We start from the raw sequence: 14,736 nt of genomic DNA, 5'->3' as shown, positions 1-14,736 counted from the left end.
GGATAGGAGGGTTTAAATGACAAAACAAAAGATGACAGAAAGACAGCGCAGGTTTTGCGAGGAGTATATTAAATGCTGGAACGGCTCAGAGGCTGCTCGTCGTGCTGGCTACTCTCCTAAGAGTGCTAATCGTATAGCAGATGAGAACTTGTCAAAACCGTATATAAAAAATTATATCGCTGAAATTAAGGAACAGATTACAAAGGATAACATCTTAACGGCTGAGGAGACTCTCAGCCTGTTATCTGACATAGCTAAGGGTAATATGATTGAGCAGAAGGAGGTCGTACTCCGTAAGCCTGTAGCAGTGAAAAAGGGCTCTAAAATGATGTATGAGGACTCTGTGGAAGTGATAGAGGTTAAGCCTTCCGCTTCAGTAAGAAAGCAGGCGCTTGACTCGTTAGCTAAGTATCACTCATTATTCACAGAAAATCATAATGTTTACAGCCATGACCCTGTAGTGATTATTGATGATTTTGACGACCCAAGACTTGAAGAGTATATGTCTAATGAGCAGGTATTTATAGACGATTACAGTGAGGAGCGTAACTCATGAAGATTAAAAAACGACAACTCACCGCTTCACAGGTAAAGAGGTTGACCGAACTAGGTCGCCTCTATGCTTCTGATTATGTGCTAGATGAACACCGTCCAAGCTTCCCAATGATTAATCAAGACCAGCTTAAAACTAGAGAGCTTGCTAAGTTTTTAAAGCATGAAAGAGAGTTCTACGATATTCTCTTTGAGCAGTATGAGATAGAAGACTAGGAGGTTATACAGTGGCTAAACAACAACCGCTAACAGACTTAGAGTGTAAAGCAATGACAGCCTTAGCTCGTGTGTATGATAAGGACTTTAAACTAACACAGGGGAGAGCTACACCATTCCCGACAAGAGAGCAACCTATTGCTACTAGGGAAGAAATAGCTTATTTGAAAATAGCAATGAACAGCAAAAAAGTAACAACTCAACAATTAGAGGAGTGGGCTCGCTTATAGCGGGTCTATCCTTTTAAGGAGGTCGTTCATGAAGATAAAGCGAGTCAAACAAACAACTCATTACCGTACAACCGCTCACATTGTGCCTGAGCACGAACTACTGACGAAGTACAACCCCTATTATGCTCAGAGCTTTATAACAGCTAAGCGAGAGGAGATAGAGGACTTATACAGTTTAGGGATGTCTCATACAACATATAACGCTAGTTTTGAAAGCTGGTATGTGATAGGTACTAAGATTGACGAGCTAGCCTTATGGATATTAGAACAAAAGGAGAGACTTGAAGCGTTTAAAGTAAAGCAGGGCTTCAGGGAGCGACAGCTTAAAAGAGCTATAAAGTCATTAGGCTTCAGTTACCAGCAAAGAAAGCAGTTCATCCGTTATCAGCATACAGGTGGGCGGATGAGGCCACCTTACAGCCTTTTACCGCTTCAGCGTGAACTCTACAAGATTGTAGAAGCTGAGAGGCTGGAAGCTAACAGGCTAAGAGCTGAGAAGATTGAAAAAGATAGAGCTGAAAAGGCTAAAAGCCTAAGATTAGAATTGTGTATATAAGACATTTTTGTTATAATATAGTTAGGAATAAAAATAAAAATTTATTAAAATAATACTTGGTATTGTTTTCTGTTCTATCGTCCTTATGGTAATTGCCAAAAATATACCTCTTTAACACTCACATTTAATTATGTGGGTGTTTTTTATTGAGTGAATATGTATAATTTATATAACTAATAGGAGAGTAGGCGAGTAAGGTGAGTAAAGAGAAAAAGGAAAGTTTTAAAGAAATGCTAAGTGATTCAATCAGAAAAAACTACATCGTGTTTTTATATGTTATCGTTACAATTAGCTCAGCAATATTTATTGGTTGGCTGGTGGCAATTTTAATTACTTATCCATATGGACTTAATGAATTCGCTTCTGGTTCTACAGACGGTTGGCTAGGATTTTGGGGTGGACTACTTGGAGGGTTGCTAGGTACAGTTGCAGTACTTGTGGTTGCTTCATGGCAAAATTCAAAACAGGAAGAACAACTACAAAAACAAAATAAAAAACAAGAAGAATTATTATTTACACAAATTGATTATGAAAAAGTAAAATATCAAACAGAAAAGATACATAAAATAATTTTAGATATAGATGATTTAAAATTTAGGATTAATGACTATTATCAATCTTGTGAAACCTATGCAGATTTAATTTTGTATGGAAAATTGAATTATAGAGCTGAACAATATCAACTAAAAGCAGAAGAGTCTGGTATACTTATTGATAAAATAAATACGGACATAGAAAACTTAGACAAAGAATTAGAAAATATAGTAGATGAAAAGTTAACAATTACTGGCGCTAGTAATATTATTCATAGCCTTATATTAGGAAATGATATAGGTGCACTAATACACTATCCAGAGGAAAATTACAAAAAATATCATCGATTAGTCAAAACGTGTTTAGACTCTTTAATAGAAATACAAGGTAAACTATCAATAGTAAAATATTATTTATTTGATGTACTTGATAATATTAATAATATCAAAATAGATAAAGAAAAATTACCTGAGTTCCATTTCAAAGAACAATTTTCATCAAGTAATACAGCAAAGTATTACAAAGAGATGAGAACTTTAAAAGAAAAATAAAATATTCGGCAAAAATTCGGCAAACTGTTGCAACTTTCGGCAACTCGTCGAAAATGATTTTTAACTTGTGAACGCTGAAAGCCTTGATATTATTGAGTTTGACACTTCGAGAAAATTATCGAAAATAGTCAGTCTAAAAGCTGGTCATAAAGCATAATTGTAATTAACATAATCGTAATTATGTTACTCATAAAAATTATCTTTACTGACTGCTAAGCAAGACACTACTGATGTATCATTAATTCAAATAAAAGTAAAAAAATCTTGTTTTTCCCCTGAAATTAGTATAATATGTAAATATATTAAAATATCAAATGAGGGAATAATATGAGTCCTGAAAGTAAAAGAATTTTAAAAATAATAGGTCTGATTTTATTAATCGTGTTTATTATAAACATTTTACTTAATATTTATGTTACTTGGCAGTTATCAAATCAATTATCAAATCCGTTATCATTTTAATTTCTTGAAGCTGATCCATTAGAGATTAGCTTTTTTGCTGAATTAATCGGAGGAATGTAACACAATAGGAATTATGTTACTTATAAAAATATATTTGTAATCTTTTTACATTTGTGTTTATAATTAACCATCTAATTACAAAAGGATGTTTTGAATATGAAAACAATTAAAGATGTTATCTTAATCAGTTTATCTATCTTCATTAGTGCCTTGTTAATCCAATTTTTTATGATTTTTATTACAACAGGTTCTTTGTGGGAATGGGCTGAAATTTCTAATAATGTTATTCCATTTGGATTATTTTTCTTAGTTTGTCTTTACATATTAAAAGAATATAATGTTTATAAAGCTAATCATTAATTTGATTGGCTTTTCTTTTAATCTTCATCTATGTAACACAATGCCAATTATGTTACTTATAAAAATAGCTTTGTAATCTTTTTACATTTGTGTTTATAATTAAATATCAAATAAATACTAAGGAATGATTATGTGGGCTTCTATTATTTAGTTTTATTAATAATCGGTTTAGTGATTTTAACAATTGGATTAAAACATAAGAATAGTATCAACTTAAAAATAGTTATGATTACGTTTGGGACAATTTTTGTATTATCTTCATTAGTATTATTTTTGCCAGGTTCTTCTGAAATTATTTCTATATTAATAAAAAATTAAGGTGTCATATATTTGTGACTGCTTTTTTATTATGTCTGATAATGTAACACAATGTTAATTATGTTAATTACGAGGTGATAGGATGTTTATCGGAAGAGAAAAAGAACTTCGTTGGCTTGAAGAACAGTATAATAGCAGCAAATTTGAAGTGTTTAACCCCGGATTAAATGCAGCGCAGTATTCAGATTTTCATAGTGCATTTAAATATCTAGGAGAACAAGCAAAAAAAGAGAGAATTATTTTAGTAATAGATGAATATCCTTATTTAGCAGAATCCGTAAAAGGTATTTCTAGTATTTTACAACGTGTTATTGATGAATATTTTGTAAATACACAATTATTCATCATTTTATGTGGATCATCTATGAGTTTTATAGAAAACAAGTATTAGGACAAAAAAGTCCGTTATATAGTCGTAGAACCAGTCAAATGAAGCTACATTCATTTACATTTAGAGAAGTTTTATCGTATTTTCCGGATTTATCGAATGAAGAAGTTGCAGTATATTATGGTGTTACCGGTGGAGTAGCAGAATACTTAACTTTTATTAATGAAAGGAAGAATAACATGATGCTACAATTCAAAAATATTCATAAACAAATGAAAGATACAACTTTAATAGATATCGACCAACTTAAGATTGACCAAGGAGAAAAGATTGGATTAATCGGTAAGAATGGCTGTGGTAAATCTACTTTACTTAAAATGATTGCAGCAATAGACAATGATTATTCGGGCTTAATATCTAATCCATTTCAAACACAATATGTGCCTCTCATGCATTTAAGTAATTTCTAATTAATGAAACGAATTCCTAGAGGAAATATATATCACCCATTGTACTCCCTTGCATTATTCGATAAGATTAAATTATCAGTCAATTAGAAAAGGGGAATCGATATGTATCCAGATGTAAAGAAAACGATGCAGGAGATTGAGCGTTTAGTTAATATTCCAGGTCCGTCCGGCTTTGCTTTTAAAGCAATTGCTTATGTGACTGAAACTTTAGAAGCTAGTGGTTACAAGGTTCAGAAGACTAATAAAGGCGGGGTATTAATCACTGTTCCTGGTAAAGATGATAGTCGTCATAAATATTTAACAGCACATGTTGATACATTAGGTGCGATGGTAAAAGAAATACTACCAAGTGGTCGTTTACGTCTATCGATGGTTGGTGGTTTCAGATGGAATGCAGTAGAAGGGGAGTACTGTGAGATTCATACGGCGGATAAGGTTTACACTGGTACGATTTGCTTACATGAAACAAGCGTACATGTTTATCGTAATGCCGGCGATATTAAACGAGATGATGACCATATGGAAGTTAGAATCGACGAGGTAGTAAAATCTAAAGAAGATACTGAAAAGCTCGGTATTTCAGTAGGTGATTTCATTACATTTAATCCACGATGTGAAATTACAGATTCAGGATTTATAAAGTCTCGTCATTTAGATGATAAAGCAAGTGCAGCAATGCTGATTCAGTTGTTACGTCATTTAAAGGATGAAGATATTGAATTACCACATACGACACATTTCTATTTCTCAAATAACGAAGAGATTGGTTACGGCGGGAACTCTAATGTCCCAGAACAGGTTGTAGAATATATCGCTGTTGATATGGGTGCTTTAGGTGACGGTCAGACTTCAGATGAATATACAGTATCTATTTGTGCGAAAGATAGTTCAGGTCCTTATCATTATCAACTGAAACAGCATTTAGTACAGTTGTGTAAAGATAACGAGATTGATTATAAAGTTGATATTTATCCGTATTACGGTAGTGATGCGAGTGCGGCAATGCATGCGGGTTATGATGTTAAACATGGTTTATTTGGGGCAGGTATTGAATCTAGTCATGCAATGGAACGTACGCACCAGTCATCTTTAGAAAATACAGAGAAACTGATTTATCATTATGTATTAAGTGATGTTATAGAATAAAATAATAGCGTTAAGAGAATTTTCTGAATTTTACAAGCTGAATATTTTGAGACACACGTCCTTTTTCGTTATAATGTGGTTACTATAGAGAAAGGACGTGTTAATTATGACAAAGAAAGTATTAATGGTACTCACAAATCATGATCAGTTTAATGATGGCACACCGACTGGACTATGGTTAGAAGAAGCAGCCGCACCGTATAAGATTTTTGAGAAAAATAACATCGCTGTTGACTTTGCTTCAGTGAAAGGTGGAGCTATTCCACTAGATCCTAATTCAGTTGCAAATAACGAAACACAGACGTATGCAGATGTCGTGAAGAAATTAGGAGATTCGCTTAAATTAAAAGATGTTGTATTTGAAAATTATGATGGCGTATTTATTCCAGGGGGGCATGGTACTATGTATGACCTGCCAAACGATCCTGATTTACAGAACATCTTAGCATTCTATAAAGAAGATGATCGTGCAATTGGTGCAGTTTGTCACGGACCAAGTGCATTTGTCGGTGCAAAATTAAAAGATGGTAAGTATTTAATTGATGGTGTTAAATTAACTGGTTTCACCAATGCAGAAGAAAGTGCAATGAAACTAGAGGATAATGTACCTTTCGCATTACAAACAGAGCTTGAGAAACAAGGAGCAAGGTTTGTAGTTGGTAAGGATTTTACATCACACGTTGTAACAGACCATAAGTTTGTCACAGGGCAAAATCCTCAGTCTAGTGAAGAAGTTGCAGAGGCATTTGTCAAAGTACTATAATAATAAACCACGCAAATTTGCGTGGTTTATTTCATGAGGATAATATTCTTTAAAACTAAACCAAGTATGACGCCAAAGAGCAAGCTTAACATCGTTCCAAGTAAAATGTATTCACTGGTTTTATCAATTTTCTCCAGATTATGATTAGGTTTGTCATCTTTAAGATCATTAAAACGTAAGATGGACTTACTCGCAATCACTAAACCGATGGCAGTATATTCACCTAAACTAATAAATGTAAGAATCAGTAACCGTTCTATATACCCCACAAGTAATCCAACGTTATCTGTTTGCTTCGTCTTCGTCTCACTCATAGCACTTAATATCCATTTAATTGCCGGTCCGGAAAGTATAAATAAAACAATAAAAACGAGTAAAAAGGTTAATTTCATCATTTTGCATACTCCTTAAAAGTATCGTTAATATTAAGTTTTAAATCATCTGTTTCATCGATATTTTGTAAAGCCGCTTCAATCAATGTTAATTGTTTTTTATGGCCTTTTTTCAAATGCTCTGAAATTGTGGAGATGCTTTTATTTAATGTTTCAGCAATTTCCTTTTGCTGTGTATAACAATAAGATAATAATACTGCTTTTCTTTGCATATCAGAATGTTGGTTCGTAATTTCAGTTAAATAAGGATAAAGAACATTGTTGATGACATCAACGTTTATTCCATTAATAGTTAAAAAGAAGTCACTCACATCTGATTGCTTGATTTTTGATAAATTCGTTCTCGCCTGTTTGATGACAGGCGCATTCCAGTGTTCAAGATTCCCTTCAGGTAAAGGATCATGACTAGCAGAGATTCCAAATTTAACAGGCTGCGCTTTAAAAGGCCACAATAATTTAATGTAGAAACTCGTAAGGAGTGTAACAGACACGCTGTCACAAACAAAAAACAATTCATCACCCATTCTAAAATTTACATAAGAAAAAGAAAGGTCTTTTGTCCAGTTATGTATATCCGCGGTTAACCTTTCTAACATCTGACTGATTTTTTCACTGTTATTTAACTTCGTACTTCCTGAAACATCCATTACAAATAAAGAAAGCATACGCATCCTCCACTTCGGTTATTTAAACGAAAATTAAAGAATTCGTCTCTATAACCGAATTATATCATAACGTTATTTTATTAAACAGTTGAACTGTAAAATAATATTAAAGATAGAAAAATAGACATAAAGTTTTAAATAATTTTAGAAACAGATACGTAAAAAAGGCTATCAAGTGATTATTCCAATATGTTTATGGTAATATGGTGCATGAGATTAATGAACAAGCGTGTTCATTACGATAAGGAGAATAGAAATGAAATTTACAAAACTAACAAGAGAAGCATTCGGTAAATTTACGGATAACCAACCCTATAGTCATTTTACGCAAATGGCAGTTAACTATGATTTAAAAGTTGCAGAAGGGACAGAAGTTCATTTACTAGGTGTGACTGATGATAATAACGAAATTGTTGCTGCAGGGTTGTTTACGGCAGTTCCTGTAATGAAGGTCTTTAAATACTTTTATTCTAATCGCGGTCCGATTATGAATTATAAAGATAAGGAACTTGTACAATTTTACTTTAATGAACTAAAAAAATATTTAAAACAAAATAAAGCTTTGCATCTTCGAATTGATCCATATGTGCCTTATCAGCTAAGAAACCACGATGGTGAAGTTATTGAAAGTTATCATACAGAGGAAATATTCAATACTTTAAAAACTTTAGGATTTATCCATCAAGACTTTACTACAGGCTTTCATCCAATCCATCAAATACGCTTTCATTCTGTATTAAATACTGAAGGACTGACAGAAAAAGAAGTATTAAAAAATATGGATAGTCTACGTAAAAGAAATATTAAAAAAGTAATAAAAAATGGAATAAAAGTACGCGATCTATCCATTGACGAACTTCCTATATTCAGACAGTTCATGAACGATACGAGCGGAAAGAAAGAGTTCGTTGACCGTGATGATTCATTTTATAGAAATCGTTTAGAACATTTTGGTGACCGTGTCAGAATGCCTCTAGCATATATTGATTTCACAACCTATATACCACAACTTAAGACAGAAGAAAAAGATGTTTTAGCTCAAATCTCAAAAGCTCAATCAGAATTAGAAAAACAGCCTGAAGCAAAGAAATGGAGAAATATTTTAACATCAAGTGAAACACAATTAAAATCTGTGCAGGAGAAGCTTGCAGAAGCCATTGATTTACAACAAAAACATGGTGATACATTACCGGTTGCAGCAGCATTTTATCTGATTAATCCATTTGAAGTAGTTTATCTTGCAGGCGGTACAGCAAATGAATTCAGACATTTTGCAGGAAGTTATGCCATTCAGTGGGAAATGATTAAATACACAATGCAGACAGACATCAACCGTTATAACTTCTATGGTATTAGTGGCGACTTCACTGAAGATGCAGAAGATGCAGGTGTGATTCAATTTAAAAAAGGTTTCAATGCAGATGTCATTGAATATATCGGTGACTTTGTATTACCAATCAATCAACCAGCTTATACATTGTATGATAAGATTAAAAAATTGCGTAAATAAAGATTTGAAGGGAAGATTTACATGGAATTTACTGAATTAACAGTTGCAGAATATACTGATTTTATTTGGAATACTAATGAAATGAGTCATTATTTTCAACTACAGGAGAATATTAAAAATAGGGAAGCTGATGGGTATCCAGTGGTATTATTAGGTATAAAGGAAGGCGGAAAAGTAACAGCAGCAAGTCTATTCTCCAAAATACCTACGTTTGGGAGCTACTTTTACTACTCAAACCGTGGACCTGTCATGGATTTTACTAATTCAGCACGTGTTGATTTCTACTTTAAATCGCTAGACGCTTATTTAAAATCACATCAAGCTTTATACGTGAAACTCGATCCATACTGGATATACAAAACTTATGATAAAGATGTCAATTACAAAGAAGAAAACGGTACTAATGATGCAATCATCAATCAATTAACTGCATTAGGCTATAAACATACTGGATTCTCAGTTGGTTATACGATGGATACGCAAGTAAGATGGATGAGTGTATTATATTTACAGGGAGAAACACCAGCCACGATAATGAAGCAGTTTGATTCCCAGCGTAAACGTAATGTAAAAAAAGCTCAAAAATATGGTGTCAAAGTAAGGATGCTAGGTAAAGATGAGCTGGATGTATTCCTTGACTTATATCGTGAAACTGAAGCACGTGCAGGATTCATCGCAAGACCAGATAGTTATTTCGAAAGTTTCCATCGCCATTATGATGATAAGGTATTAATGCCGCTTGCTTATATTGAGCTAGATGAATATATTTCAAAGCTATCAGATGATTTGACTGCAGCTGAGGCTCGCCGAGATCAAATGATGCAAAAAGATAGTAAATCAGAAAAACAAATCAAGAAGATAGAACAATTAGATCGTGAAATCAATCACATGCAAGATGAATTACTAGAAATGAGTACTTTAAGAAAAACTGATGGTAATATATTAAATTTAGCAGCAGGTATGTTCTTTCTGAATCATTTTGAAGTCAATTATTTCTCGGGTGGCTCAAGTGAGAAATATAATAAATTCATGGGACCTTATGAAATGCATTGGTATATGATCAATTATTGCTTTGAACATGGTTATGAACGTTATAATTTCTATGGAGTTTCAGGAGACTTTAGCGAATCTGGTGAGGATTATGGTGTATATCGATTTAAGCGTGGATTTAATGCTCAAATTGAAGAACTTGTCGGAGACTTCATAAAGCCAATCAATAAACCGAAATATGCAATTTATCAGACAGTCTTAAAATCAAGATTAAAACTAAGTGAACTTAAACAAAAGCAATCAAACAAGAAAGCTGCACAGCAAAATAATGATGAAGCGCCAGAAAATATTGTGATACAAAAAGGACCTGAAAAATTATCATAAATTAAATAACAATTAATTAGACGATATAACAGTATTAAGTTATATCGTCTTATTTAAGATATTTTAGTTTACATAATATATATTATCGGAAGTAATGTATAAAACTAAAGATACTACCTATTTTGTAGTATCTTTAGTTTAAAACATAAAATGATTAACATTACTTTAATGCACTTAATTCATATGCAGCGATTGTACCACTCATTTCATGACTAGCTAATAACAATGGTTTTTTTGTTGGAGATTGTTCAGCATCAATAAATGTCAGACCTTCTGGAGAAATATCTCCATTGTCATTTGCGCTGAAGTAAGTTTCAAATTGAGGTTTTTTAGGATTCGATACATTATAGACCATAATACCGCCGACACGTTCCAGACCGATAAATGCATAAGTTTTTCCATTGATAACACCAGTTACAACTGATTCAGGTTCAGGTCCTTTATCATCACTTCTTGAATCAAAATCAATTTTTCCTAATTCTTCTTGCTGAGAATTAAAAATATCTTTATTTGCTTTAGCCGTAATATTTTCAAAATCAGATCCAGAATCATAAATTAACCCTAAATTTTCAGCACTTCTTATAGAAAATGAGCGACCTCCAAAAGTTACTGGCGCAGTATATTTACCTTCTTTATTAACGAAACTTTGTGAAATTGTCGTCTTCAAACGACCTAGACTTTTATCATCTTTTAATACTTTAGGATCTACACCTTTTAAATATTTGCTATTCATATCAAACTTATCTGCAATATCAGCAATACGTGTTTCTTCGCTAAATCCTTCGTAATCCTGGCTGTCCCCTTCATTTGCAGTTAGAAGATAAGTTTTCCCTTTAATCTTCATTTGTGCAATACCATCAGGTTGATACATACCTAACAATGGATAATTTTGCATATTAATTTTTTTATCTTTATCGGATACATCAATTGTGTTTTTTAAGTATGATTTATACCCAAGTCCTTTAACTTTAACAAATTTTTCTTTTTTTATATCAAATTTAGCGATGGCATTTCGTTCCTGAATTGTGATATAAGCAAACTTACTTTTATCATCTACCGCAACATACTCAGGTTCTAAATTCAGGAAACTTTCATGGGCATTACGCCCAAGTTGTCTTAAATTTGAAGGAATCATCTTTTTAGAGAATTTAACGGTATGCACAGCACTTTGTTTAATTTTTCCTGTACGGTTTGTTTTAATCGCCGATACAGATCCTTCAGGATTGACTGTATAGGCATCATTTGGTTCCCCTTCATTGGCAACGATTAATTTTTTACTGTCATGAGTGAACGTCACCATATCAGGTAATGCACCTACAGTAACTTTACTCAATAATTTTCCATCTTTATTTAAGAATGCGACGATACCATTATCCGTTTTTTCTTTAGCAGGAATACTAACAGCAATATAATGATACTTTTTATTTACTGCAACACTAGTAATATCACTGCCTTCAACACCTAAATCTTTAAGAAAAATACGTTGTTTAAGTGGAAACTTACCATCAGACAAACGGGATAAGTCCAGGATATCAACTGCATTTAAAGCCCCGTTAATAGAGTAAGCTTGTTTATACTTTGCATCATAACTGACAATCTCAGTACCACTTTCTCCAAACTTTGTATTTGAGTCATAACGCGCAAGTTGAGATACTTTAATTTTACTATTACTACCGTAAGTGTTTACTGATTGAGCATCAGCAAAGGGTGTTGCAACGAGTGAGAATAAAGCAAACGAACTGATAATCTTAGTAACCTTTTTCATTATTAATCTCCTTTAACAATAAATTAAGTATATGTATAAAATTAATAATAAAGTAAAGTTGTAAATTACGAATAAAATTTATAAATGTTGTGTAAATATTTGATTACAAAACAAAAGAAAAAACTAGTCCGCAGACTAGCTTAAAATTAATATTTTGTTTTGTTTTCGTGATGTTTAATAGATTCCATCTCACTGCGATTTTGTTGTTCGTCATACTTTTGTTGTTCAAGTTTTGATTGGTGTTTCAACCTTCTATTCTTACGATAGTCTTTTGTCATATACCAGAATAAAATACTTAACAAAAGTGAGATAACTGCTAAAAAACCGGCATATCCTAATAAAGGCTGATAAGTAATATCATAAAAATTTGGCAGTATAAAAGCTGCAATAGCTAATAATAAAAACGTAAGGATGGGTGAAAAAATAAAACGTCCAAGTACTAAGCCAAATAATAGTGAGATTAAAAGCATACCTACAATAGAAATCAAAAGAAAATTGGGAATCTCATAAAAGCTAATATTATTTAAAATCATCCGCTTCACCTACTGATAAAAATTTATTACTTTAATATACCCATCTTGTATAAAATTTATCTCAACTTTTAAAGAAATCATAAATATTTTTAAAATAAGAATTCTAAAAATTCGCAATAAATCGTATAATAAAAATATTAAATTAAAAAAAGGAGTATGCTAAATGAGTTTACCAAAAAGAAATGAAGTACCCACTGAACTGACATGGGACTTATCACCTCTCTATGCAAATAACGAGGAATTCTATGTACAACTAGAAAAGACCATGCAAACTGTACGTGAATTTAATCAGCAATATGAAAAAACGCTAAATGATATTGACCGTATTGAACCTGCTTTAGATGCATATGCTGATATAAAAAAAGAAATCGATCATTTAAGTAGTTATGCTTCACTGCTTTTTAGTGTTGATCAAACAGATGAGGCTGCAGGAAAGTTATATAGTAAGTTTGCCAACAGTTATGGCATCATTGCAAGCCTATTAACTTTTGTAGAATCAGAAATTTTAGCTTTGGATACATCAAGATTAGAACAAGTGAAAAATAATTCTCAAAAATATAAACGATATCTTGAAAAGTTAATTGAACAAAAACCTTACCAGTTACACCCTGAAGTTGAAAAAACACTCGCATCCTTCTCCCCGGTGTTCAATGCGCCTTACAACCTTTATGATACAACAAAGATGCAGGATATTGATTTCGGTACATTCGAGGCAAATGGACGAACACTTCCGATGAGTTATGTAACTTTTGAAGGAGAATTAGAAGTAGATTCTGATCCAGAGATACGACGCAATGCGTTTAGACAGTTTTCTGATACGTTAAAGCGCTATGAAAATACTACAGCCAAAACCTATGATATGGTATTACAACAGGAAAAAATTGAATCAAAATTAAGAGGTTATGATTCAGTGATTGATTTCTTATTACATCCGCAGGAAGTATCCCGAGAACTATATAATCGTCAAATCGACTTAATAATGACTGAACTCGCTCCACATATGCGTCGCTATGCAAAATTACTACAAAAGACTAATGTATTAGAAGAAATGAGGTTTGAAGATTTAAAAATATCTCTTGATGATACTTATGAGCCTGATATAACTGTTGAAGAGTCACGTGACTATATCAATAAAGCATTATCAATTATGGGTGAAGATTACATGCAAATCGTAAATGATGCGTATGATAAACGTCAGATTGATTTTGTACAGAATAAAGGCAAATCTACTGGTGCATTTTGCGCGAGTCCTTATCAGGTGAATCCATTTATATTAATCTCATGGACTTCTAAAATGACAGAAGTGTTTGTGTTAGCACATGAATTAGGTCATGCAGGACACTTCCATCTTGCACATCAAAATCAAAACATCTTTGATGAAAGCTGTTCATTATATTTTGTAGAAGCACCAAGCACAATGAATGAAATGTTAATGGCTAATCATCTTTTATCAGTCTCAGATGATCCGAAATTTAAACGATGGGTCATTGCATCTATCATTTCAAGAACGTATTACCACAACTTTGTGACCCATTTATTAGAGGCAGCCTATCAACGTGAGGTTTACTTGTTAATCGATCAAGGTGAATCTATGACTGCTGATGTATTAAATCATATCAAACGACAAGTCATCACTGATTTCTGGGGAGATGCAGTAGAAATCACACCAGGTGCCGAGTTAACGTGGATGAGACAACCTCATTATTATATGGGTCTTTACCCTTACACATACTCTGCCGGTTTAACGATTTCAACAATTATGTCGCAGCGTATTTTAAAAGAAGGTAAGCCTGCAGTAGAAGCGTGGAAAGAAGTACTTAAAACAGGTGGTGCTTTACCTCCTGTTGAATTATCAAAAAAAGCTGAGATAGATTTAACGACAGATAAAGCACTCAAAGAAACGATTGCTTATATTGGTTCTTTAGTAGATGAACTAGAAAAATTAACATTGGAAATAGAGAAAAATCAATAAAGTTTTTAAAAGCATCATACCGTGTTATGCTTTTATTTT

General features: G+C 32.7%; 17 protein-coding genes. 13 read left to right on the top strand and 4 right to left on the bottom strand.

From position 1 onward, the window contains the following. Window positions 1–16 precede the first annotated feature (16 nt). From ACMGE6_RS10600 to ACMGE6_RS10555, 10 genes are all read left to right on the top strand, one after another. The gene (locus ACMGE6_RS10600) at window positions 17–556 is read left to right on the top strand and encodes a terminase small subunit (RefSeq protein WP_414053748.1); all 540 of its coding nucleotides are present in this window, start codon (window positions 17–19) and stop codon (window positions 554–556) included. Beyond that, entirely contained in the window at window positions 553–768 is a 216-nt protein-coding gene (locus ACMGE6_RS10595; RefSeq protein ID WP_414053747.1) for a hypothetical protein, read from the top strand. The genes ACMGE6_RS10600 and ACMGE6_RS10595 overlap by 4 nt, the downstream gene beginning before the upstream one ends. Window positions 769–779: 11 nt before the next feature. Continuing rightward, window positions 780–998: a hypothetical protein gene (locus ACMGE6_RS10590; protein ID WP_414053746.1), complete on the top strand. Its 219-nt coding sequence runs from the start codon at window positions 780–782 to the stop codon at window positions 996–998. A gap of 28 nt (window positions 999–1,026) precedes the next feature. Continuing rightward, window positions 1,027–1,554: a hypothetical protein gene (locus ACMGE6_RS10585; protein WP_414053745.1), complete on the top strand. Its 528-nt coding sequence runs from the start codon at window positions 1,027–1,029 to the stop codon at window positions 1,552–1,554. Between the two features lie 197 nt (window positions 1,555–1,751). After that, complete coding sequence (locus ACMGE6_RS10580) at window positions 1,752–2,639, top strand: hypothetical protein (protein WP_414053744.1); 888 nt, start codon at window positions 1,752–1,754, stop codon at window positions 2,637–2,639. 612 nt (window positions 2,640–3,251) lie between these two features. Then, a complete protein-coding gene (locus ACMGE6_RS10575; protein ID WP_414053743.1) occupies window positions 3,252–3,461 on the top strand; it encodes a hypothetical protein in 210 nt (69 codons plus the stop codon). Between the two features lie 400 nt (window positions 3,462–3,861). Beyond that, window positions 3,862–4,170: an AAA family ATPase gene (locus ACMGE6_RS10570; protein ID WP_414053742.1), complete on the top strand. Its 309-nt coding sequence runs from the start codon at window positions 3,862–3,864 to the stop codon at window positions 4,168–4,170. A gap of 38 nt (window positions 4,171–4,208) precedes the next feature. Further along, on the top strand, window positions 4,209–4,577 hold the full coding sequence (locus ACMGE6_RS10565) for an ATP-binding cassette domain-containing protein (protein WP_414053741.1): 369 nt from the start codon (window positions 4,209–4,211) through the stop codon (window positions 4,575–4,577). A gap of 102 nt (window positions 4,578–4,679) precedes the next feature. After that, window positions 4,680–5,723 (top strand): M42 family metallopeptidase, encoded by a 1,044-nt coding sequence (locus ACMGE6_RS10560; protein ID WP_414053740.1) that lies wholly within the window; start codon window positions 4,680–4,682, stop codon window positions 5,721–5,723. A gap of 106 nt (window positions 5,724–5,829) precedes the next feature. Then, window positions 5,830–6,486, top strand: a complete 657-nt coding sequence (locus ACMGE6_RS10555) for a type 1 glutamine amidotransferase domain-containing protein (protein ID WP_414053739.1) — start codon at window positions 5,830–5,832, stop codon at window positions 6,484–6,486. A gap of 26 nt (window positions 6,487–6,512) precedes the next feature. Here the strand turns inward: ACMGE6_RS10555 and ACMGE6_RS10550 are convergent, their stop codons facing one another. After that, window positions 6,513–6,881, bottom strand: coding sequence for a hypothetical protein (locus tag ACMGE6_RS10550; RefSeq protein WP_414046460.1), 369 nt, complete (start codon window positions 6,879–6,881; stop codon window positions 6,513–6,515). Then, window positions 6,878–7,543 carry a hypothetical protein gene (locus ACMGE6_RS10545; RefSeq protein WP_414053738.1) on the bottom strand — a complete coding sequence of 222 codons (666 nt, stop codon included), beginning with the start codon at window positions 7,541–7,543 and terminating at the stop codon, window positions 6,878–6,880. The genes ACMGE6_RS10550 and ACMGE6_RS10545 overlap by 4 nt, the downstream gene beginning before the upstream one ends. A gap of 256 nt (window positions 7,544–7,799) precedes the next feature. Here ACMGE6_RS10545 and ACMGE6_RS10540 point away from each other — a divergent pair, with 256 nt between their 5' ends. Then, the gene (locus tag ACMGE6_RS10540) at window positions 7,800–9,053 is read left to right on the top strand and encodes an aminoacyltransferase (RefSeq protein WP_414053737.1); all 1,254 of its coding nucleotides are present in this window, start codon (window positions 7,800–7,802) and stop codon (window positions 9,051–9,053) included. 21 nt (window positions 9,054–9,074) lie between these two features. After that, entirely contained in the window at window positions 9,075–10,427 is a 1,353-nt protein-coding gene (locus ACMGE6_RS10535) for an aminoacyltransferase (protein WP_414053736.1), read from the top strand. 160 nt (window positions 10,428–10,587) lie between these two features. Here the strand turns inward: ACMGE6_RS10535 and ACMGE6_RS10530 are convergent, their stop codons facing one another. Both ACMGE6_RS10530 and ACMGE6_RS10525 read right to left on the bottom strand, forming a co-directional pair. Then, window positions 10,588–12,192: a choice-of-anchor I family protein gene (locus ACMGE6_RS10530; RefSeq protein WP_414053735.1), complete on the bottom strand. Its 1,605-nt coding sequence runs from the start codon at window positions 12,190–12,192 to the stop codon at window positions 10,588–10,590. A gap of 146 nt (window positions 12,193–12,338) precedes the next feature. Then, window positions 12,339–12,725 (bottom strand): hypothetical protein, encoded by a 387-nt coding sequence (locus ACMGE6_RS10525; RefSeq protein WP_414053734.1) that lies wholly within the window; start codon window positions 12,723–12,725, stop codon window positions 12,339–12,341. 163 nt (window positions 12,726–12,888) lie between these two features. Here ACMGE6_RS10525 and pepF point away from each other — a divergent pair, with 163 nt between their 5' ends. Then, the gene (pepF, locus tag ACMGE6_RS10520) at window positions 12,889–14,697 is read left to right on the top strand and encodes an oligoendopeptidase F (RefSeq protein ID WP_414053733.1); all 1,809 of its coding nucleotides are present in this window, start codon (window positions 12,889–12,891) and stop codon (window positions 14,695–14,697) included. Window positions 14,698–14,736 lie beyond the last annotated feature (39 nt).

The organism is Macrococcus equi, from assembly GCF_047426745.1.
GTDB classification, from domain to species: Bacteria; Bacillota; Bacilli; order Staphylococcales; family Staphylococcaceae; genus Macrococcoides; species Macrococcoides equi.
This window is presented reverse-complemented; position numbering and strand designations above follow the sequence as displayed.

Bases quoted from the DNA above. Each gene is read 5' to 3' on its own strand.
- ACMGE6_RS10600 (WP_414053748.1), top strand. From the start codon at position 17: ATGACAAAACAAAAGATGACAGAAAGACAGCGCAGGTTTTGCGAGGAG.
- ACMGE6_RS10595 (WP_414053747.1), top strand. From the start codon at position 553: ATGAAGATTAAAAAACGACAACTCACCGCTTCACAGGTAAAGAGGTTG.
- ACMGE6_RS10585 (WP_414053745.1), top strand. From the start codon at position 1,027: ATGAAGATAAAGCGAGTCAAACAAACAACTCATTACCGTACAACCGCT.
- ACMGE6_RS10570 (WP_414053742.1), top strand. From the start codon at position 3,862: ATGTTTATCGGAAGAGAAAAAGAACTTCGTTGGCTTGAAGAACAGTAT.
- ACMGE6_RS10565 (WP_414053741.1), top strand. From the start codon at position 4,209: ATGAAGCTACATTCATTTACATTTAGAGAAGTTTTATCGTATTTTCCG.
- ACMGE6_RS10560 (WP_414053740.1), top strand. From the start codon at position 4,680: ATGTATCCAGATGTAAAGAAAACGATGCAGGAGATTGAGCGTTTAGTT.
- ACMGE6_RS10555 (WP_414053739.1), top strand. From the start codon at position 5,830: ATGACAAAGAAAGTATTAATGGTACTCACAAATCATGATCAGTTTAAT.
- ACMGE6_RS10550 (WP_414046460.1), bottom strand. From the start codon at position 6,881: ATGATGAAATTAACCTTTTTACTCGTTTTTATTGTTTTATTTATACTT.
- ACMGE6_RS10545 (WP_414053738.1), bottom strand. From the start codon at position 7,543: ATGCTTTCTTTATTTGTAATGGATGTTTCAGGAAGTACGAAGTTAAAT.
- ACMGE6_RS10540 (WP_414053737.1), top strand. From the start codon at position 7,800: ATGAAATTTACAAAACTAACAAGAGAAGCATTCGGTAAATTTACGGAT.
- ACMGE6_RS10535 (WP_414053736.1), top strand. From the start codon at position 9,075: ATGGAATTTACTGAATTAACAGTTGCAGAATATACTGATTTTATTTGG.
- ACMGE6_RS10530 (WP_414053735.1), bottom strand. From the start codon at position 12,192: ATGAAAAAGGTTACTAAGATTATCAGTTCGTTTGCTTTATTCTCACTC.
- ACMGE6_RS10525 (WP_414053734.1), bottom strand. From the start codon at position 12,725: ATGATTTTAAATAATATTAGCTTTTATGAGATTCCCAATTTTCTTTTG.
- pepF (WP_414053733.1), top strand. From the start codon at position 12,889: ATGAGTTTACCAAAAAGAAATGAAGTACCCACTGAACTGACATGGGAC.